Source organism: Serpentinimonas sp. SMBJO2, assembly GCF_056341105.1.
The window spans coordinates 1,805,038-1,825,754 of the sequence record NZ_CP150628.1 but is presented as its reverse complement, the minus strand read 5'-3'; the positions used below and the strand labels follow the sequence as shown (position 1 = coordinate 1,825,754).

Below are 20,717 nucleotides of genomic sequence, written 5' to 3'. Positions count from 1 at the left end.
CCCAGCCACCCCAGCTGGCCTTGGGGGCTGGCTGGCTTGGGCGGCGTTTCAGCGTATCCGCGCCCGGCTGCGCAGCTCTTCCTGGAATGCCATCAGGCGCTGTTCCATCAGGTTTTGCTCGATCTGCGGCCTGAGCGCCTCCAGCGGCGGCAGTTGCGCGGTGCGCACGTCGTCGACGCGGATCAGGTGCCAGCCGAACTGGGTGCGCACCGGCTCGGCGCTCAGCTGGCCTTTGCCGAGCTTGATCATGGCTTGCGAGAACTCGGGCACGAACACATCAGCGCCGGCCCAGTCGAGGTCGCCACCGCGGGGGGCGGAGCCGGGGTCGCGCGAGCGCGTGCGCGCCAGTTCCTCGAAGTTGGCGCCGGCGCGGATTTCGGTCAGCAGGGCGCGGGCCTCGGCCTCGGTCTCGACCAGGATGTGGCGCACGCGGAACTCCTGGCCTTGGTTGGCGGCGGCGAATTTGGCGTATTCGGCCTGTACCTGGGCTGCGGTGACCGGGTTTTTGCGCTGGAAGTCGGCGAACAGCTCGCGGATGAGCAGGGTTTGCGTGGCCAATTGCACCTGGGCGCGGAACTCGGGGCTGGCGCGCAGACCGCGGCGTTCGGCTTCCTGCGCAAAAATCTCGCGCATGATGGCCTCTTCGCGCAACTGGGCGCGCATGGCGTCGTCCACGGTGCGGCCGCCGCGTTCGGCTTGTTGCACCAGCGCATTGAGGCGCGCCGTGGGCACGGGTTGGCCGTTGACGATGGCCAGATTTTGCGCGTGGGCGGGCAGGGCGAGGGCGGCGGCCAAGGCCACGGCAGTGAGCAGGAGTTTCATGGGCTGAGGGCAGGGAGCAGGAGGGTAAGGGGGGCGTGCCAACTAGCGGCGAATCTCGATCGCCAGCGCGTGCAGGCCTGCGTCTATAAAGGGACGAAGCGCATCATACACAAGCCGGTGCGCCGCCACCCGGCTCAAGCCGTCAAAGCGCGCGGCCGCGATGCGCACCCGAAAGTGGCTGCCATAGCCGTGCGCGTTGGCTCCAGCGTGGCCGGCGTGCGCGGCGCTCTCGTCGATCACTTCCAGCAGGTGCGGCGCCAGGCTTTGCTGCAAGGTGGCGCGCAGCGCCTCGGCGCTGGGGGGTAGGGGGGTCGGGGTCGGGGTCGGTATCACAGGGAGCCCTTATCGCTGTTCACTGGCTGTCTGGTGCCTGCCACTCGAGCGCGGCCGAATTCATGCAGTAGCGCAGGCCCGTGGGGGCCGGGCCGTCGTCGAACACATGGCCGAGGTGGGCGCCGCATTGCTTGCACAAGGTTTCGGTGCGCACCATGCCGTGGCTGTGGTCGCGGCGTGCGCTCACCGCACCCGCCAGGGCCTGGCTGAAGCTGGGCCAGCCGCAGCCGGCGTCGAACTTGGTGCTGCTGTCAAACAAAGGCTGGCCGCAGCAGATGCAGTGGTAGCGGCCTACGGCCCAGTGCGCTTCGTAGCGGCCGGTGAAAGGGCGCTCGGTGGCGGCTTGCCGGGTCACGGCGTAGGCCAGCGGCTCGGCCGCCTTGGTGGCCAGCAGTTCGCGCCACTGCTCGGGGCTTTTGTGGATGGCAAATTCCATGGTCGGTAGCGGGCAGGCTGCGGCGTTGATAGGCAGATCAGGACGAGCAGCTTAGCACGATCTGTGCCGCCCATTCGGGTGCCGCAGCGGCCAGATCGTCGCAGTCGGGCAGGTCGTCGTAGGGTTGTGCCAGCGCGGCTTGCAGGCGCTGCAGGGGCTCGAACTGGCGCTGCTCGGCGGCCTCGATGGCCGCTTGTGCCAGGTGGTTGCGCAGCACCAGGCGCGGGTTGCTGCGTCGCATCAGGGTGCTGGCCTGTTCGGGCGTGTGTCCGGCTTCACTGAGCAGGCGTTCGCGCCAGCGCCGTGCCCAGGCATCGAAGGCATCGGTTTGCTGCAGTTGGGCGCGTGCTGGCCCCAGGTCGGCCACACGGGCGCTGTGCGCATAGTCGGCCACGCCAGCGCTCAGGCAGCGCCAGAACCAGGTGAAATCGGCGCGCTCGTCGGCCAGCAGGCGCAGCAGATCGTCGCTCAGCTGGGCGTCGTCGGGGCGAAGCTCGCTCAGGCCCAGCTTGGCGTTGAAGCGCTGCTGCAGCGCGGCGGCAAAGTGGCTTTCGAAAGGCTGCAGGGCCGCCCGCGCCTGCTCCGGATCATCCAGCAGCGGCAGCAGCGCTTGTGCCAGGCAGTACAGGTTCCAGAGCGCGATGCGCGGCTGTTGCGCCCAGGCGTAGCGGCCGCTGTCGTCGGAGTGGTTGCAGATGTGCTGCGGGTCGAAGCCGTCCATGAACTGGAACGGGCCGTAGTCGATCGTCAGCCCCAAGATGCTCATGTTGTCGGTGTTCATGACGCCGTGGCAAAAGCCCAGCGCCTGCCACTGCGCCAGCAGCTCGGCGGTGCGCCGCGTCACGGCTGCCAGCAGCGCGGCGGTGCGCTGCGCCGGTTGTGGCCAGGCGGCGCAATCGGGGTAGTGGTGGGCAATCACGAATTCGGTCAGGGCGCGCAGCTCGGCGTGCAACCCGCGCCGCGAAAAATGCTCGAAATGCCCGAAGCGGATGAAGCTCGGGGCCAGCCGCGTGACGACTGCCGCCGTCTCGACGCGCTCGCGCCGCACGGCCGTGGGCGAGCCGGTGACGCACAAGGCGCGCGTGCTCGGCACGCCCAGCGCGTGCATGGCCTCGCTGCACAGAAACTCGCGGATCGAGCTGCGCAGCACGGCGCGGCCGTCGCCCATGCGCGAGTAGGGCGTGCGGCCGCTGCCCTTGAGCTGCACCTCCCACAGCGCCTCGGGCCCGGCGCGCTCGCCCAGCAGCAGCGCCCGGCCATCGCCCAACTGGCCGGCCCAGACGCCAAACTGGTGCCCGCTGTACACGCTGGCCAGCGGCGAGGCGCCGGGCGCGAGCGCATTGCCGCTGGCCAGTGCCAGGTGCGCGGCGCTGTGCGGCCAGGCAGCAGGCAAGCCGAGGTCGGCCGCGGCGGCGGGGCTGCAGCCCACCCAATAGGGGTCGGCCAAGGGCTGCGGCCCGAGCCGGGTGTAGAAGGCCGGGCCCAGCGACTCGAAGCGGCTGCTTTGCAATTCCATGCCGACATTGTCCGCTGTGCGTCTAGGCCCCGTTGCCGGTGGGGATGAGGCGCGACTAAGATCGCACCATGACAACCCACACCGGAGACACGACATGCTTGGCCTGATGCAAGAGCAACCCCTGCTGATTTCAGACCTGATCGAACACGCGGCCCGTCACCACGGCGAGGTCGAGATCGTCTCGCGCCGGGTCGAGGGCGACATCCACCGCAGCACCTACGCCCAGGCGGCGCAGCGCTCGCGCCAACTGGCGCAGGCCCTCGACGCGCTGGGCCTGGAGCAAGGCGAGCGCGTGGCCTCGCTGGCCTGGAACGGCTACCGCCATTTTGAGCTGTATTTTGGCGTCAGCGGCTCTGGGCGCGTGCTGCACACCATCAACCCGCGCCTGCTGCCGCAGCAGATTGCCTGGATCGTCAACCACGCCCAAGACCAGGTGCTGTGCTTCGACCTCAGCTTTTGGCCCATCGTGCAGGCCATCGCCGCCCACTGCCCGAGCGTGCGCCTGTGGGTGGCCTTGTGCGACCAGGCCGCGCTCGCCAGCTTGTCCGGGGCCGCGCAGGTGCCCGCATTGGCCAGCTACGAGAGCTGGATCGAGGGCCACAGCGGCGGCTATCGATGGCCGCGTTTCGATGAGCGCAGCGCCTCCAGCCTGTGCTACACCAGTGGCACCACCGGCAACCCCAAGGGCGTGCTCTACAGCCACCAATCGACCATCCTGCACGCCTACGCCTCTGCCTTGCCCGACGTGATGTGCCTGAGCGCGCGCGACAGCGTGCTGCCGGTGGTGCCGATGTTTCACGTCAACGCCTGGGGCATACCCTACTCGGCATGCGCGGTCGGCTGCAAGCTGGTGCTGCCCGGGCCCGCGCTCGATGGCAAATCGGTCTATGAGCTGCTGAGCAGCGAGGGCGTGAGCTTTGCCGCTGGTGTGCCCACGGTGTGGCAGATGCTGCTGACGCACATGGGGCAGCACGATCTGAAGCTGCCGCAGCTGCAGCGCACCGTGATCGGTGGCTCGGCCTGCCCGCCGGCCATGATCCGCGCCTTCAGGGAGCGTTATGGGGTCGAGGTGCTGCACGCTTGGGGCATGACCGAGCTCAGCCCGCTGGGCACCCTGTGCACGCTCAAGAACCAGCACCTGAGCCGGCCCGAAAGCGAGCAGATGCAGATCCGCCTCAAACAGGGGCGGGCGATTTTTGGCATCGACATGAAGGTCGTCGATGCCAACGGCGACGAGCTGCCCTGGGACGGGCGTTCGGCGGGCGAGCTGCTGGTCAAGGGGCCGTGGGTGGTGCGCGATTATTTTCGTGGCGAAGGCCCGCCGCCGCTGCTCGACGGCTGGTTTCCCACCGGCGACGTGGCCACCATCGACGCCGACGGCTTCATGCAGATCACCGACCGCAGCAAAGACGTGATCAAGTCCGGCGGCGAGTGGATCGGCTCCATCGACGTGGAAAACATCGCCATGGCGCACCCGGCGGTGCTGATGGCGGCCTGCGTGGGCGTGCCGCACCCCAAGTGGGACGAGCGCCCGGTGGTGGTGGTGGTCAAAAAGCCCGGGCAGGAGCTGACGCGCGAGCAACTGCTCGACTTCTACGCCGGCAAGATCGCCAAGTGGCAAATCCCCGACGACGTCATCTTCATGGACTCGATTCCGCTGGGCGCCACCGGAAAGATGCAAAAAATGAAGCTAAGGGAGCAGTTGCGCGATTACCGCTTGCCGGGTCTGTGAGCGGCTGGGTGCACAGTCACCAAAGCGATAGCAGCTAGGGCAATCCCTTAGAACCCTGGCGCCCAATAGTGGCTAAGCTGCATGGGCGACAACCACACCCACAGGAGACCCACCCATGAAGCTCACTCGCCGCGAACTCACCGCCGCCGCCTTGCTCACCAGCGCCTTGCCTGCCGTACCGGCGTGGGCGCAGCGCGGCGAGACCGTGCGCATCGCCCTGATCGACCCGCAATCCGGCCTGATGGGGCCGGTGGGGATCAACCAGCTGCGCAGTTTCCAGTTTTTTGCCGAAAAATTCAGCGGCGCCGGCAACCCGGCCGGGGTCCGTTTCGAGGTCGAGGGCTTTGACAACAAGCTCAGCGCCTCCGAAACCCTCACCGCCGTGCAGGCAGCGATCGGCCGCGGCATCCGCTTCATCTCGCAGGGCAACAGCTCGGGTATTGCCGGGGCGATCATCGAGGCCGTGAACCGCCACAACAGCCGCAACCCGGGTCAGGAAGTGGTATTTTTGAACCACTCGGCGGTAGACCCCGATCTGACCAACAGCCGCTGCAGTTTCTGGCATTTCCGTTTCGACGCCGACACCTCCATGAAGATGGAGGCCCTGACCACCCACATACGCGGCGAGCCCACCATCCGGCGCGTGTTCCTGATCAACCAGAACTACGCCCACGGGCACCAGGTGGCGCGCTTTGCCAAAGAGATGCTGGCGCGCAAGCGGCCCGACATCCAGATCGTCGGTGAAGACCTGCACCCGCTGGCGCAAGTGCGCGATTTCGCCCCCTATGTGGCCAAAATCATGGCCTCGGGCGCCGATTCGGTGATCACCGGCAACTGGGGCTCGGACCTCACGCTGCTCATTCGCGCCGCCAACGACGCCGGCTACCGGGGCCGCTTTTTCACCTACTATGCCGGCGTCACCGGTACCCCGACGGCGCTGGGCACCGCCTCCGAAGGCCGCGTGTACCAGATCGCCTACAACCACTACAACATGGGCGGCCAGATGCAGACCTGGATGAACGAGTTCCGCCAGCGCTTCAACGACGATTTTTATACCGGTTCGATCATCCACATCCTGAACGCGCTCGGGGTGGCGATGCAGAACGCGCGCTCGACCAACCCGGTGCGGGTGGCGCACGCCATGTCGGGGCTGCGCTTCAACAGCTTCAGCGGCCCGGTGGAAATGCGCCGCGCCGACCACCAGTTGCAGCAGCCACTGTTTCTGACGCGCTGGCAGCGCGTCGATGCCCAGCACCCCTACAGCCCCGAGAACACCGGCATGACGCTGGCCCTGGTGCGCCGTTTCGATGCCTACGTGGCCAGCACCCCGACGAGTTGCGCCATGCAGCGCCCGGCTGCCCCGGCCTGATCCGCAAAGCGCGCCGATGGAGTTCTTCATCATCTCGTTGCTCAACGGCATCAGCTTTGGGCTGCTGCTGTTCATGCTCAGTTCGGGCCTGACGCTGATCTTCAGCATGATGGGCGTGCTCAACTTCGCCCACGCCAGCTTCTATATGGTCGGGGCCTACATGGGCTTTGCGGTGTCGCAGATCGTGGGCTTTTGGGCCGCGCTGTTGCTGGTGCCGCTGCTGGTGGGCTTGCTCGGGGCCCTATTCGAGAAGTACAGCCTGCGCAAGGTGCACAAGTACGGGCACGTGCCCGAGTTGATGGTCACCTTCGGCCTGTCCTACATCATCCTGGAGCTGGTGCAGCTGATCTGGGGCCGGATCGCGGTCGAGTTCCGGCCGCCCGAGCTGTTGCAGGGTTCGGCGTTCACGCTGCTCAGCCAGCCCGACGGCAGCCTTGGGTTTGCCTGGGGCCGGGCCGCGCTGGAGCAGTGCCAGCCGCTCGGGCCGGCGATCTGTTCACTGTTTCCGGCCACGCGCGCCTTCATCATGGGCGTGGCGCTGCTCATGCTGGTCTCGCTCTGGCTGCTGATCACGCGCACCCGGGTCGGGCTGGTGATTCAGGCGGCCTTGAAGCACCCCGAAATGGTGGAGGCGCTGGGGCACAACGTGCCACGCGTGTTCATGCTGGTGTTTGGCGCCGGCACCGGGCTGGCCGGGCTGGCCGGGGTCATGGGGGGCAGCACCTTCGTCACCGAACCGGCGATGGCGCTCACCCTCGGGGCGATCGTGTTCGTGGTGGTGGTGGTGGGCGGGCTGGGCTCGCTGGCAGGGGCCTTTTTGGCTTCGCTGCTGATCGGCATCATGCAGACCTTTGCGGTGGCGATCGACCAATCGCTGGGCAGCATGTTGCTGGCCATGGGGGTGGCGCTGTCGGCCGAGGCGCAAGCGCACGAGCTCATGCGCTTCACGCTGTCCAAGGCGGCGCCGCTGTTGCCCTTTTTGCTGCTGGTGCTGGTGCTGATCTTCCGGCCGCACGGTTTGCTCGGCAACCGCGACCACTGAAAGACCGCAGTCCATGACCGCTACCAAGTACTATCAATTCCGGCCCATCAATGTCGGGCGCTGGTTCATCTGGTCGCTCTTTGCCCTGGTGCTGCTGTTGGCGCCGCTGGTGTTCGACAGCAGCTTTGCCATCAGCATGATGGCGCAAATGGGCATTGCCATCATCGCCTGCCTGTCGTTCAACATGCTGCTGGGGCAGGGCGGCATGCTCAGCTTCGGTCACGCCGTCTATGCCGGGCTGGGCACCTATGTGGCCATGCATGCGCTGCTGCTGCTGGGCGACGCCGGTTTGCCGGTGCCGGCGGTGGCGCTGATCCCCCTGGTTGGCGGCTTGGCGGGGCTGTTTTTCGCCTTGCTGTTTGGCTACGTGACGACCAAAAAGGCCGGCACCGCTTTCGCCATGATCACGCTCGGGGTGGGTGAGCTGATCTTCATTGCCTCGATGGTGTTCTTCATCTTTTTTGGCGGTGAAGCCGGGGTCTCGGCCGACCGCGTGATCGGGGAGCCGTTCTGGGGCATCAGTTTCGGGCCCCTGATCGAGGTCTATTACCTGATCGCGGGGTACACCTTCCTGTGCGTGGCGCTGATGTTTGCCTACACCCGCACGCCGCTGGGGCGCATCATCAACGCGGTGCGCGACAACCCGGAGCGGGTCGAGTTCATCGGCTACGACCCGCAAACCGTGCGCTACCTGGTGTTCATGATCGCTGGCTTCTTTGCTGGCATCGCGGGCGGCATGGCAGCGGTGCTGTTCGAGATCGTCACCTCCGAGGTGGTGGGCCCGATCCGCTCTGGTTCCTACCTGCTGTTTGCCTTTCTGGGTGGCGTGACCTTTTTCTTCGGCCCCATCATTGGCGGCATCCTGATGGTGCTGGCGTTCGTGATGTTCTCCGAAATCACCAAGGCGTGGATGCTCTACCTCGGGTTGATCTTCGTCTTCATGGTGATGTACGCACCGGGCGGCATTGCCGGGCTGATCATGATGAACCTGCGCCTGGCGCTGTTTGGCCGCTTGGGCGAGCTCTGGGCCAGTTACCTTGGGCTGGGGGCCACGGCACTGGCGCTGCTGGTCAGCCTGGGGGCGTTGATCGAGATGATCTACCACCTGCAACTGGGTACCGCCATGGGCGATGTGGTGCCGTTCCTCGGCATGTCGCTCAACACGCTCGATCCCGACGTCTGGTTTGGGGCCGTGTTCGTGGCGCTCACCAGTTTTGGCCTGTTCGAGCTTTGTCGGCGCAGCTTCAGCCAGCAGTGGGCCGCAATCCAGACCGACATCGAAAAAGAAATCAAACGCCGGGAGACCGCATGAGCAGCCCCGCACCGTACGCAATCGAGCTCAAGGGCGTGTGCAAGCGCTTCGGCAAGACCGAGATCATCCGTGGCGTCGATCTGGCCGTGGCCGCTGGGGAGCGGGTGGCCATCATCGGCCCCAATGGGGCTGGTAAATCGACCCTGTTCAATCTGATGAGCGGTCGCTTTGGGCCCAGCAGCGGCGAAATCTGGCTCAACGGCCAGCGCATCGACGGCAAACCGGCTTACGTCATCAACCGCATGGGCCTGAGCCGCAGCTTCCAGATCACCAACCTGTTTCCCAAGCTGAGCGTGTTCGAAAACCTGCGCTGCGCCGTGCTCTGGAGCCTGGGCTACCGCTACACCTTCCTCAAGTTCTTGGCCGACCTCGAAGACGTGATCGAGCGCGTCGATGCGCTGCTGCACCTCATGCGGCTGGAGAAAAAACGCGACACCCTGGCCATGAACCTGAGCTACGCCGAGCAACGCGCGCTCGAGATCGGCGTCACCATCGCCGGGGGCGCCGGCGTGGTCTTGCTCGACGAGCCCACGGCGGGCATGAGCAAAAGCGAGACCAAGCGCTTCATCGACCTGATCCGCGAAGTCACGGTGGGCAAGACCCTGCTCACGGTCGAGCACGACATGGGTGTGGTGTTTGGCTTGGCCGACAAGATCGCGGTGCTGGTCTATGGCGAGCTGATCGCCTTCGACACCCCCGAGGCGGTGCGCGCCAACCCGCGGGTGCAGGAGGCCTACCTGGGCTCGGTGCTGGCCGCAGCGCACTGAAAAGGGCGCAGAGAGCAAACATGCTGGAAATCGACAACCTACACGCCTTTTACGGCAAAAGCCACATCCTGCACGGGGTGCAGTTCAAGGTTGCGCCGGGTGAAATCGTGGCCCTCCTGGGGCGCAACGGTTCCGGGCGCTCGACCACCGCCAAGGCCATCATGGGGCTGGTCGATACCGAGGGCAGCATCGTCTGGAAGGGCCAGCGCATCGGTGGGCGCAAACCCTACGAGGTGGCGCACCTCGGCATCGGCTACGTGCCCGAGAGCCGCGACATTTTCCCCAAGCTCACGGTGCAGCAAAACCTGCTGCTGGGCGTCAAAAGCGGCCACAGCAACAGCCGCTGGAGCTTTGACGACATGTACGCCATGTTCCCGCGCCTCAAGGAGCGCGAGCACACCGAGGCCGGGGTGCTGTCGGGTGGCGAGCAGCAGATGCTGACCCTGTGCCGCACCCTCATGGGCGACCCGGAGCTGATCATCATCGACGAGCCCACCGAGGGCCTGGCGCCCAAGATCGTCGAGCAGGTGGCGGCGTTTCTGCAAACCCTCAAGGCCCGGCGCGTGTCGGTGCTGCTGATCGAGCAAAAGCTGACCATCGCCTTGCAGATCTCGGACCGCGCGCTGGTCATGGGCCACGGCAGCATCGTGTTCGACGACACCCCGGCGGCCTTGCAAGAGAACCGCTACATCCGCCGTGAGTGGCTGGAGGTCTAGTGTTGGTGTGGTGCTGCAGCTGACAAACCGGCGACAGCCCCCAATGGGCGCCGCCGCCGCGCCTTTGTAGAATGTCTGTCGAGCGAACGGTCGTGCTTTTTTGTCGTCCGTTGCTGCCTTGCCACCCCCCACAGGAGACCGCATGACCGCGCATTACCAGACCCACGGCGCAGTGGCCGTGATCACGCTCGACAACCCGCCCATGAACGGCTTGGGGTTGGCCACGCGCCGCGCCGCGGTGCAGGCGCTGTGGCGGGCGCAAGACGACCCGGCGGTGCAGGCGATCGTGCTCGCCGGGGCCGGCAAGCTGTTTTCCAGCGGCGCCGACATCAAAGAGTTCGGCTCCCCCAAGGCCTACCAAGAGCCCAATCTGCACGGCCTGATCCGCGTCTGCGAGTCCTCGCCCAAGCCGGTGCTGGCGGCCCTGCACGGCATCTGCATGGGTGGCGGGCTGGAGCTGGCGCTGGGCTGCCACTACCGCATCGCTGCTCCGGGCACGCGCATGGCGCTGCCCGAAGTCAAGCTGGGCCTGATTCCTGGCGCCGGCGGCACCCAGCGCCTGCCGCGCGCCCTGGGCGTAGAGCCGGCGTTGAACCTGATCGTCAGCGGCGAACCGGTGGCCAGCGAGCTGCTGGCCCAGTTGCCGGGGCAAAAGCTGTTTGACCGCATCGCCGCTTCGAACGATGCGCTGCTCGACGAAGCGCTGGCGCTGGCGCGCGAGGTGGCGCAGCGCCACGCCGACGGCACGCCGCTGCCACGGGTGCGCGATCTGCCGTGCCGGCACCCGCAGGGCGCGGCCTATTTCCAGTTTGCGCGCAACATGGCCAAGGGCATGGCGCCGCGCTACCCGGCCCCGCTCAAGTGCATCGACGCCGTGGAGCTGGCCACGCTCAAGCCCTTCGAAGACGGGCTGGCGCTGGAGCGCGAAATGTTCGTCAACCTGATGCACACGCCCGAGAGCATGGCGCTGCGCCACGTGTTCGCGGCCGAGCGCGCCGCCAGCAAAATCGCCGACGTGCCCGCCGACACCCCGCTGCGCCCCATCCGCTCGGTGGCCGTCATCGGGGCCGGCACCATGGGCGGCGGCATCGCCATGAACTTCCTCAACGCCGGCATTCCGGTGGTGTTGCTCGAGCAGCAGCAGGCCGCGCTCGATCGTGGGCTGGCCACCGTCCACAAAAACTATCAGGCCCAGGTCATCAAGGGCAAGCTCAAGCAGGAACAGCTCGACCAGCGCCTCGCCTTGCTGCGCAGCACCCTGAGCTACGCCGACTTGGCCGACGCCGATCTGGTGATCGAAGCCGTGTTCGAGGACATGGGCGTCAAGGAGCAGGTATTCAGACAGCTCGATGCGGTCATGAAGCCCGGCGCCATTCTGGCGTCCAACACCTCGACGCTGGACCTCAACCGCATCGCCGCTTTCACCCGGCGCCCGCAAGACGTGGTCGGGCTGCACTTCTTTAGCCCCGCCAACGTGATGAAGCTGCTCGAAGTGGTGCGCGGCGCGCAAACCGCCCACGACGTGCTGGCCACCGTCATGGCGCTGGGCAAAACGATCAAAAAAACCTGCGTGGTCTCGGGCGTGTGCGACGGCTTCATCGGCAACCGCATGCTCGAGCAGTACGTGCGTCAGGCCGGCTTCCTGCTCGACGAGGGCTGCACGCCGCAGCAGGTCGATCGGGCCCTGGAGCAGTTCGGATTTGCCATGGGGCCGTTTCGCGTCGGCGACCTGGCCGGCAACGACATCGGCTGGGCCATCCGCAAGCGCCGCTACGTGGAAAAGCCCGAGGTGCGTTACAGCAAAAGCGCCGATTTGCTGTGCGAACTCGGGCGTTTTGGCCAAAAAACCGGCGCCGGCTGGTACGACTACGCCCCGGGCAAGCGCGACCCCATCCCCAGTCCGCTGGTGCAGCAACTGCTCGCCCGGCATTGCCAGAGCCTGGGGCTCGAGGCGCGCGCCATCGACGACGAAGAAATCGTGCAGCGCATGGTGTTTGCGCTGGTCAACGAGGGCGCGCACCTTCTGCAAGAGGGCATCGCCGCCAAGGCCGGCGACATCGACATGGTGTACCTCACCGGCTACGGCTTTCCGGTCTGGCGCGGCGGCCCGATGCACTACGCCGACCAGTACGGCCTGTGCAACGTGGTGCAAGCCATGCGCCGCTTTGCCCGCAACCCCTACGACGACGGCGCCTTTTGGCAGCCCGCCCCCTTGATCGAGCGCCTGCTCGCCGAAGGCCGCACCTTCACCGGCTAAGCCACCGGCACATGCAACGGCCCCTTGCCGCAACCGAATCTGGAGCATCAGCCCATGAGCCACGCCCTCATCGTATCGACCGCACGCACCCCGCTGGCCAAAAGCTGGAAAGGGTCTTTCAATCTCACCCATGGCGCCACGCTGGGCGGCCATGCGGTGCGCCATGCCATTGCCCGCGCCGGCATCGACCCGGCCGTGGTCGAAGACGTGATCATGGGCTGCGCCAACCCCGAAGGGGCCACCGGCATGAACATCGCGCGCCAGATCGCGCTGGCCGCCGGTTGCCCAGTGAGCACCTCCGGTCTCACGGTCAACCGCTTTTGCTCCTCGGGCTTGCAAAGCATCGCGCTGGCGGCGCAGCGCATCATCGCCGGCGAGGGCGAGGTCTATGTCGCCGGGGGCGTCGAGAGCATATCGTGCGTGCAGCAGGAAATGAACCAGCACATGCGTTTCGACCCGGCGCTCGAGCAGGCCAAACCGACGCTCTACTGGAGCATGCTGCAAACCGCCGAACAGGTGGCGCAGCGCTACGGCATCGGGCGCGAGGCGATGGACGAATACGGTGCCGCCAGCCAGCAAAAAGCCTGCGCCGCCCAAGCCGCAGGGCGTTTTGCTGACGAGATCGCGCCCATCGAGGTGCGTGCCGGCGTGGCCGACAAAACCCTGGGCCTGATCACGCGCACCGTCAGCGTGAGCCAGGACGAGGGCCTGCGCGCAGGCACCACGCGCGAGGGCATCAGCGGCATCAAACCGGCGCTGCCCGGCGGTTTGGTGGCCGCGGGCAACGCCAGCCAGTTCAGCGACGGCGCTGGCGCCTGCGTGCTGATGCACGAAACCTTGGTGCAAAAACAGGGCTTGCAGCCGCTGGGCCGCTTCCTCGGCTTTGCCGTGGCCGGGTGTGAGCCCGACGAAATGGGCATCGGCCCGGTGTTTGCCGTGCCCAAGGTGCTGGCCAAGTTGGGCCTCGAGGTCGATGACATCGACCTGTGGGAGCTCAACGAAGCCTTTGCCGTGCAGGTGCTCTACTGCCGCGACCGGCTCGGCATCCCCAACGAGCGGCTCAACGTCAACGGCGGCGCGATCGCGCTCGGCCACCCCTACGGTGTCTCGGGCCAGCGCTTGACCGGGCACGCGCTCATCGAGGGCAAAAGGCGCGGCGCCAAACGGGTGTGCGTGACCATGTGCATCGGCGGCGGCATGGGCGCGGCCGGGGTGTTCGAGGTGCTGTAAGCGCCCGATTTGCATCCCACCCTCGGAACTCCAGCCGATAGGGTGGACTCCAACCGTTTGCAGCGCGCTCGCTCAGGCGTCGGCGCGGGCGTGCGTTGGTGGCGGCCGAGCCGGTTTGATCTAGAATTTCCACGAGCTCATGGCAAGCGATAACCACAGCATTTTTACGGCTTAACGCTTTCTGTGCGCTCCCTGTTGCAGAATCGACGCAGCTCAAGGTTCGGCGGGTTTTGGATAGGTTCGGTTCTGTGCATCGAAAGGATTGGGTATGAGCATCAGCGAAGCATCGCGCGGTTTGACTGCACTGCAACAAATTCGGGTCGTCACCGAACACCCCAACGCTGCGGTCGTCAAGCGAACCCCGCAGGGCTTGCCGCCCTTGGGGCCGTCGGCATCGGCACCCAGCCAAGGGTCGGCCAGCGGCCACTACCGCGCCTACAAGCCCCGGCCTTTCACGCGCGAAGAGCGCGACAAGGTCACGATTCTGTTCGGCGGCCTGCACTGGCGCGCCGAGCGCCTGATGCAAGGCGGCATGGAAAACCTCGGCTACCGGGTGCAGGTGCTGCCCAACCCGACCCGCGCCGATCTGCTCACCGGGCGCGAAGTGGCCGACATCGGCCAGTGTTGCCCCACCAGCTTCGTCACCGGCAACCTGGCCAACTTCCTGAGCAGCGAGGCCAAGCGCATTGGGGTCGAGCGCGTCAACCAAGAATACATCTACATCACCGCCGGGGCCTGCGGCGCCTGCCGCTTCGGCCAGTACCACCAAAGCTACGAACTGGCGCTGCGCAACGTGGGGCTGGAGTCGTTCCGCCTGTTTTTGCTCGAGCAAACCAAGGTCGATCAAGGGCCGGCGCACGGCGGCGGGCTGGAGCTCAATCCGGCCTTTACCCTGGGTGCGGTCTGGGGCGTGTTGCTGGCCGACGTGGTGCAAGACCTCGAATACCAGGTCCGCCCCTACGAGAAAAACCCCGGCGAAACCTCGCGTGTGGCGCGTGAGTCGATCGAGTATCTGTACCAGACCATGCGCCAACGCCCGGAGCGGGGCAAGAAATGGGGCCCACTGGTGTGGCACTTCGCCACGCCGTATTTCGTCAACGCCCTGCGCGAGGTGCGGCGGCGCTTTGACGCCATCGAGGTCGATCGGCTGCGCGTCAAGCCGCTGGTCAAGATCACCGGCGAGTTCTATCTGCAAACGGTCGAGGGCGACGCCAACTACAACATCCACAGTTGGCTCGAGAGCGAAGGCGCCGAGGTCTATCCGGCCCCGGTCGCCATCTGGCTCGACTACCTGCTGCGCTTCGGGCGCCAGCGGATCGAGGAACGCATCGGCATCGAGCCCGGCGCGCGGCGCCAGAACGCCACCTACGCCGCCATCCAGACCCTGCTGCGCTGGACCTACAACCGCATGCGCCACGCGCTGGGCGATGTGCCCCACGCCTTGCCCGAGCAGACCGTGCTGCGCGACCTGGCGGCGCCGTATTTCCACAAGCGCCTCAGCGGCGGCGAGGGCGACATGCTCATCGGCAAGGCGTTGTGGGCACACCTGCACAAGAAGGCGCACATGACGTGCGAGCTCTCGCCCTACGCCTGCATGCCCAACACCATGAGCATCGGCGCCATGGCGGCGGTGCAGGGCAAATACCCCGATCTGCTCTATGCGCCGATCGAGATCAAGGGCGACGCCGAGGTGCACGCGCTGTCGCGCTGCCAGATGATTCTGACCGAGGCCAAAAAGCGCGCCGTGCGCGAGTTCGAATCGGTGCTGCAACGCATCGGCCTCACCGAAGCCCAGCTGGCGGCCGAGGTGGCGGCGCGGCCCGAGCTCTCGCGCGCCACCTACCGGGTGCCGCACTACGGCGTGGCCGGCACGGCGGCCAACCTGGCGCTGCACATCGCCCACCTCAAGGGCCTGCCTGGGGTGCGCGCATGAAGCGGCTGGGCCTCGACGTCGGCTCGACCACCGTCAAGGCGCTGCTCGACGACGGCAGCGGCGGCGTGCTGTGGCAAGACTACCAGCGCCACGACACCAAGCAGGCCGAGAAGGTGCTGGAGTTCCTGCAGCGCCTCGAAGCCGAATGCGGCTTCGCGCCTGGGGTCGATCGCCTCTTCCTCACCGGCTCCGGTGCCGGCCTGATCGCCCCTTTGCTGGGGGCCAAGTTCGTGCAGGAAGTGGTGGCGGTCTCGGCGGCGGTGGAAAAGCTGCACCCCGAGGTGAACTTCGTGTCCGAAATCGGCGGCGAAGACATGAAGACCCTGTTCTTCAGCCCCAGCGGCGACGGCAAATCGAAGCAGGTGTTCATGCAGTCGGCGTGCAGCGGCGGCACCGGCACCTTCATCGAAAAAACCGCGCGCAAGCTCAAGGTGGCGCCGGATGAACTGGCGCAGATGGGTTATGTCGGGCTGGATTTGCACAAGATCAGCTCAAAATGCGGCATCTTTGCCGAAACCGACGCCAACACGCTGGTCAAGAGCGGCGTGCCGGTGCCCGAAATCATCGCCAGCCTGTTCGAGGCCGTGGTCTATCAAAACCTGGCCACCCTCACCAAGGGCAATGTGCCCACGCCGCACGTGCTGCTGCTGGGCGGCCCCAACCTGTTCTTCAAGGGCTTGCAAGAGGCGTGGCGCCACCACCTGGCCAAGCTCTGGAACGAGCGCCACGTCGCCTTGCCCGAGGGCTCCAGCCCCGAATCGCTGATTTTGGTGCCCTCCGAGGCGCTCTACTACGCCTGCATCGGCTGCATCGAAATCGGGCGCACCGAACCGGCCACGGTCGGCATCTACAGCGGCACCGAACGCCTGCGCTGGTGGATCAGCGAGGGCCAGCACGAGCAAAAAGCCCGCGAAGGCGCCAAGGGCCTGACCGCCAGCGCCGCAGAGCTTGAGGGCTTCATGCAAAGCTACGGCCAAACCCAGCGCGGGGTGCCGTCGGCCGCAGCGGCCGCCAGCCTGACCGAGCAAACGGTGATTTTGGGTTGCGACTTTGGCAGCACCACCGCCAAGGCCGTGGTGCTGTCGCAAACCGGCGAGGTGCTGGCCAGCTGTTACGTGCCCTCCAACGGCAACCCGATCGAAGACGCCAAGGGGCTGATGCGCCAGGTGCGCGCCGCCGGTTTTGAGCGCATCGGCGCCTTGGGCCTGACCGGCTACGGCAAAGACCTGCTCAAAGACATCGTCGGCTCCGACATGGCCGTGGTCGAGACCGTGGCCCACGCCACCGCCGCGCTGCACTACATCCCCGACGCCGACGTGATCTGCGACGTGGGCGGCACCGATGTCAAGATCATGCTGCTGCGCCAAGGCACCGTGGCCGATTTCCGGCTCAACTCGCAGTGTTCCTCGGGCAACGGGGCCTTTTTGCAGGGGGTGGCCGAGCGCTACCGCATCCCGCTCGAAGACTACGCGCAAAACGCCTTCCAGGCGCGCTCCATTCCGGCGCTGGCCATGGGCTGCGGCGTGTTTTTGCAGTCCGACATCGTCAACCAGCAGCGCAAGGGCTGGGCGCGCGAAGAAATCATGGCGGCGCTGGCGGCGGTGTTGCCGCTCAACGTCTGGGTCTATGCCGGGCAAATCCAAAACCTGGCCGCAGTCGGGCGCAAGTTCGTGCTCCAGGGCGGCACGCACCGCAATCTGGCGGTGGTCAAGGCGCAAGTCGATTTCATCCACGCCAAAGTGCCCAGCGCCGACGTGGTGGTGCACCCCTATTCGGGCGAGGCCGGGGCCATCGGCGCCGCGCTGTGCGCGCTCGATTGGTTCAAAGGCGGCCAGCAAACCCGTTTTCGCGGCTATGATCTGATTGAGTCGCTTGAGTACAAAGCCACCACCAACGAAGACACCGTCTGCCACTGGTGCCCGGTCAACTGCCGCCGCACCTTCATCGACGTGCAGATACCCGGCGCCGCCGGGCGGCCGTGGAGCAAGGTGCCGGTCGAGGCGGGCTGGGAGCGCGTCATCAGCGGCAACACCTGCCCCAAGGGCTTGCTCGAAGACGTGAAAGAAATGAAAGTCGTTAAAGATCAACTGGAGGAAGCGCGACGTGCCTACCCGAACATTGCTGAACTGGTTCGTGAAGGCGCCTTCAAACGCGCCAAAGAGGAGCTTGTTCCAGCCAGCGCCGACTGAAGCCGATCTGGCGGCACAGCGCCAGGCGCGCGCCAAGCTGCGCATCGGCATTCCGCGCGTGCTCAACATCTGGACCACACACCAGTTCTGGTTTGGGTTTCTCGAGGCCCTAGGGATCGACCCGCGCCGCATCGAGTTTTCATCCGACACCTCGGAGGAGCAGGCGCGCACCTACGCCAAGGGGCGCGGCACGGTGGACTGCTGCTACCCGGTCAAGTGCATCTCGGGGCACTACGGCGAGTTGCTGGCGCGCAGCAAGCGCAAGATCGACATCCTGTTCTCGCCCATGATCCACTCGGTGCCCTCGTACCTCGACGGGCACGTGGACGCCTCGCTGACCTGCCCGCGCGTCATGGCGGCCTCGGAAAACATCAAGGCTGGCTTCATCAAAGAGCGCGACGCCTTTGCCGAAGCGCGGGTGCTGCACGTCACGCCCTTCGTCTCGCTGGCCGACCCGCCGGTGGTGCCCAAACAGCTCTACGAGGGCATGCGCGATGCCCTGCCGGGCCTGACGCTGGCCGAAACCACGGAAGCGGTGCAAATGGGCTACCGCAGCCTAGACGCCTACAACCAGCGCCTGCGCGCCAAAGCGCGCGAGATTTTGGAGTGGTGCGCGCGCGAGCAGCGCCCTTGCATCTTGGTGCTGGCGCGCCCCTACCACATGGACCCCGGCATCGGCCACGAGATCGAAGTCGATCTGCAGGCGCACGGCTACCCGGTGCTGTGGGCGCAGTACCTGCCCATCGACGCCGACCTGCTGCACTGGATGTTCGACCCCGACATCGCCGCCGGCCACATCCGCTCGCCGCTGGATATCCGCGACGTCTGGCCTTCGTCGTACAGCGGCAACACCAACGAGATTTTGTGGGGCGCCAAGGTGGCGGCGCGCATGCCTTGGATCGCCGCCGTGGTGCGGCTGGCCAGCTACGAGTGCGGCATGGACCAGCCCACCTATTCGCCAGTGCAGTCCATCGTCGAGCGCTCGGGCACGCTGTTCTTCTCCTTCCAAGACCTCGACTCCACCAAGCCGGCCGGCTCGGTCAAAATCCGCGTCGAAACCGTGGCGCACTACCTGTCCAAACAAGGGGCCGACATCATCACCCGCAAGCTCGCCGCCAGCCAACCCGGCTGCCCGTTGCTCGGGGCTTGAGTGGTGCTGGGCGCAGAGATCGCCCTCGTCGGCGTGGCGGCGCTGCTGGCGGCGGGGCTGACTTTTTTTTCGGGCTTCGGGCTGGGCACGCTGCTGATGCCGGTGTTTGCCTTGTTTTTCCCCCCGCCGCTGGCCATCGCCGCCACCGCCATGGTGCATCTGGCCAACAACCTGTTCAAGTTTGGCCTCATGGCCGGCCATGCCCACTGGCCCACGCTGTGGCGCTTTGGTCTGCCCGCCGTGTTCGCGGCCGTGCTCGGGGCCAGCTTGCTGATTTTGCTCGACGGCCTGCCGGTGCTCCACCGCTACACGCTGGCCGGTCTTGAGTTGCAGGTCACCGGGGTGCAGCTGGTGATCGGGGCTTTGATCGTCGCCTTTGCCCTGCTCGAGCTCTGGCCGCGCTTTGCGCAACTCGAATTTGCGCCGCGTTGGCTGCCGCTGGGCGGGTTGCTGGCGGGTTTTTTTGGCGGCCTGTCGGGCAATCAAGGCGCGTTGCGTTCGGCCTTTTTGCTGCGCGCCGGGCTATCCAAAGAAGGCTTCATCGCCACCGGCATCGTGGCGGCGGTGCTGGTGGACTTGGCGCGTTTGCCCATTTATGGCTGGGGGCCGCTGGCCCAGGCGTGGGCTGGCGGCACCGAATGGCTGGCGCCAGTGGCGGTCGGGGTGCTGTGCGCTTTTGGCGGCTCCTTTTTGGGCCAGCGCCTGCTGCCCAAGGTCACGCTCAAAGGCGTGCGCCTGTTTGTGGCCCTAGCCATGCTGCTGATCGGGCTCGGCCTGATGGCGGGGCTGGTCTAGGGGGCGAGGGTGGTGGACGATACGCAACCGGAGCCCGCTGACCTGCACTACATGGGCTTGGCCATACAGCAGGCGCGCCGTGGCGCTGCGCTGGGCGAGGTGCCGGTGGGCGCGGTGCTGGTGCGGCCGGGGGCGCCGCAGCCGCTGCTGGCGGCGGCGCACAACCAGCCCATCGGCCTGTGCGACCCCAGCGCCCACGCCGAGCTGCTGGCCTTGCGCCAGGGCGCGCAGGCGCTGGGCAACTACCGGCTCGACGACTGCACGCTCTACGTCACGCTCGAGCCCTGCGCCATGTGCGCCCAAGCCATGCTGCACGCGCGGCTGCGCCGGCTGGTGTATGGCGCACCCGAACCCAAAACCGGGGCCGCCGGTTCGGTGCTCGACCTGTTTGCCATTGCCGCGCTCAACCACCACACAGCCGTGCAAGGCGGCGTGCGGGCGCAGGAATGCGCGGCGCTGCTGCAAGATTTTTTTGCCCAGCGCCGCAGCCAAGCGCGCGCCACCCAGCAGCCGCTGCGCCCAGACGCGCTGCGCACGCCCGAGGCCGCCTTTGAGCCCGTGTGGCAGCTTTTGCCGCAGTGGCGCGCGCACCAGCGCTGGGTGGCCGACTTGCCCGCCCTGGGCGGTTTGCGCCTGCACCTGCTCGACCTGCCGGGGGCACGCCCGGCGGCGCCGGCGTGGCTGCTGCTGCACGGCCCCAGCGGCTGGTGGCCGCAGTGGGCCGGCAGCATGACGGCGCTGCAGGCGCAGGCCAGCCGCGTGCTGGTGCCCGACCTCATCGGCTTTGGCCAGAGCGACAAGCCCAAGCGCACGCACTGGCACAGCGTGGACCAGCACGCCCAGGTGTTGCTGCAGCTGCTGCAGCACAGCGGCTGCATGCCCACCGGCGCGGCAGCGCCTCTGCAGCTGCGCTACGCGCCCGGGCAGGCGGGGCTGGCGCAGGCCTTGGCCCAGGCGTTGCTTGCGGCCACTGGGCAGGTGGTGGCCGCAATCGAACTCGAACCCGCGCCGTGCCTGCAACTGCCCCCCGATTGGCCCACCTTGCCTTACCCCGATGCCGGGCACCGGGCGGCGCTGCGGGCTTGGGGCTGGCAGGGCTTCGGCGCGCGCGCATAATC

General features: G+C 66.7%; 17 protein-coding genes. 13 read left to right on the top strand and 4 right to left on the bottom strand.

The window, feature by feature from the left end:
• Positions 1–48 precede the first annotated feature (48 nt).
• From AAAZ40_RS08425 to AAAZ40_RS08410, 4 genes are read right to left on the bottom strand one after another with little or no spacing between them, the layout of a single operon-like run.
• Positions 49–822 carry a peptidylprolyl isomerase gene (locus tag AAAZ40_RS08425; RefSeq protein ID WP_476659948.1) on the bottom strand — a complete coding sequence of 258 codons (774 nt, stop codon included), beginning with the start codon at positions 820–822 and terminating at the stop codon, positions 49–51.
• A gap of 42 nt (positions 823–864) precedes the next feature.
• Complete coding sequence (locus tag AAAZ40_RS08420; RefSeq protein WP_476659947.1) at positions 865–1,155, bottom strand: BolA family protein; 291 nt, start codon at positions 1,153–1,155, stop codon at positions 865–867.
• Positions 1,156–1,174: 19 nt separating this feature from the next.
• Positions 1,175–1,591: a peptide-methionine (R)-S-oxide reductase MsrB gene (gene msrB / locus AAAZ40_RS08415; protein ID WP_476659946.1), complete on the bottom strand. Its 417-nt coding sequence runs from the start codon at positions 1,589–1,591 to the stop codon at positions 1,175–1,177.
• Between the two features lie 37 nt (positions 1,592–1,628).
• A complete protein-coding gene (locus AAAZ40_RS08410) occupies positions 1,629–3,107 on the bottom strand; it encodes a protein adenylyltransferase SelO (protein ID WP_476659945.1) in 1,479 nt (492 codons plus the stop codon).
• A 94-nt stretch (positions 3,108–3,201) separates the two neighbouring features.
• Between AAAZ40_RS08410 and AAAZ40_RS08405 the strand changes: the two genes are divergently transcribed.
• The 13 genes from AAAZ40_RS08405 (at position 3,202) to tadA (ending at position 20,715) form a co-directional block, all read left to right on the top strand.
• Complete coding sequence (locus AAAZ40_RS08405) at positions 3,202–4,839, top strand: 3-(methylthio)propionyl-CoA ligase (RefSeq protein WP_476659944.1); 1,638 nt, start codon at positions 3,202–3,204, stop codon at positions 4,837–4,839.
• 115 nt (positions 4,840–4,954) lie between these two features.
• A complete protein-coding gene (locus AAAZ40_RS08400; protein ID WP_476659943.1) occupies positions 4,955–6,208 on the top strand; it encodes a branched-chain amino acid ABC transporter substrate-binding protein in 1,254 nt (417 codons plus the stop codon).
• Between the two features lie 16 nt (positions 6,209–6,224).
• Complete coding sequence (locus AAAZ40_RS08395; protein WP_476659942.1) at positions 6,225–7,250, top strand: branched-chain amino acid ABC transporter permease; 1,026 nt, start codon at positions 6,225–6,227, stop codon at positions 7,248–7,250.
• Positions 7,251–7,263: 13 nt separating this feature from the next.
• On the top strand, positions 7,264–8,562 hold the full coding sequence (locus AAAZ40_RS08390) for a branched-chain amino acid ABC transporter permease (RefSeq protein WP_476659941.1): 1,299 nt from the start codon (positions 7,264–7,266) through the stop codon (positions 8,560–8,562).
• A complete protein-coding gene (locus AAAZ40_RS08385) occupies positions 8,559–9,329 on the top strand; it encodes an ABC transporter ATP-binding protein (RefSeq protein ID WP_476659940.1) in 771 nt (256 codons plus the stop codon). The genes AAAZ40_RS08390 and AAAZ40_RS08385 overlap by 4 nt, the downstream gene beginning before the upstream one ends.
• Positions 9,330–9,349: 20 nt before the next feature.
• A complete protein-coding gene (locus AAAZ40_RS08380; RefSeq protein WP_476659939.1) occupies positions 9,350–10,045 on the top strand; it encodes an ABC transporter ATP-binding protein in 696 nt (231 codons plus the stop codon).
• A 142-nt stretch (positions 10,046–10,187) separates the two neighbouring features.
• Positions 10,188–12,302: a 3-hydroxyacyl-CoA dehydrogenase NAD-binding domain-containing protein gene (locus AAAZ40_RS08375; RefSeq protein WP_476659938.1), complete on the top strand. Its 2,115-nt coding sequence runs from the start codon at positions 10,188–10,190 to the stop codon at positions 12,300–12,302.
• Positions 12,303–12,356: 54 nt separating this feature from the next.
• Positions 12,357–13,532, top strand: coding sequence for an acetyl-CoA C-acyltransferase (locus AAAZ40_RS08370; protein ID WP_476659937.1), 1,176 nt, complete (start codon positions 12,357–12,359; stop codon positions 13,530–13,532).
• Positions 13,533–13,800: 268 nt separating this feature from the next.
• Positions 13,801–15,465, top strand: a complete 1,665-nt coding sequence (locus AAAZ40_RS08365; protein WP_476659936.1) for a hypothetical protein — start codon at positions 13,801–13,803, stop codon at positions 15,463–15,465.
• Positions 15,462–17,654, top strand: coding sequence for a BadF/BadG/BcrA/BcrD ATPase family protein (locus tag AAAZ40_RS08360; protein WP_476659935.1), 2,193 nt, complete (start codon positions 15,462–15,464; stop codon positions 17,652–17,654). Before AAAZ40_RS08365 ends, AAAZ40_RS08360 begins: the two co-directional genes overlap by 4 nt.
• Positions 17,632–18,804 carry an acyl-CoA dehydratase activase-related protein gene (locus AAAZ40_RS08355; protein WP_476659934.1) on the top strand — a complete coding sequence of 391 codons (1,173 nt, stop codon included), beginning with the start codon at positions 17,632–17,634 and terminating at the stop codon, positions 18,802–18,804. Before AAAZ40_RS08360 ends, AAAZ40_RS08355 begins: the two co-directional genes overlap by 23 nt.
• Entirely contained in the window at positions 18,805–19,599 is a 795-nt protein-coding gene (locus AAAZ40_RS08350; RefSeq protein ID WP_476659933.1) for a TSUP family transporter, read from the top strand. It begins immediately after the preceding gene.
• Positions 19,600–19,611: 12 nt separating this feature from the next.
• Complete coding sequence (tadA, locus tag AAAZ40_RS08345) at positions 19,612–20,715, top strand: tRNA adenosine(34) deaminase TadA (RefSeq protein ID WP_476659932.1); 1,104 nt, start codon at positions 19,612–19,614, stop codon at positions 20,713–20,715.
• Positions 20,716–20,717: the final 2 nt, after the last annotated feature.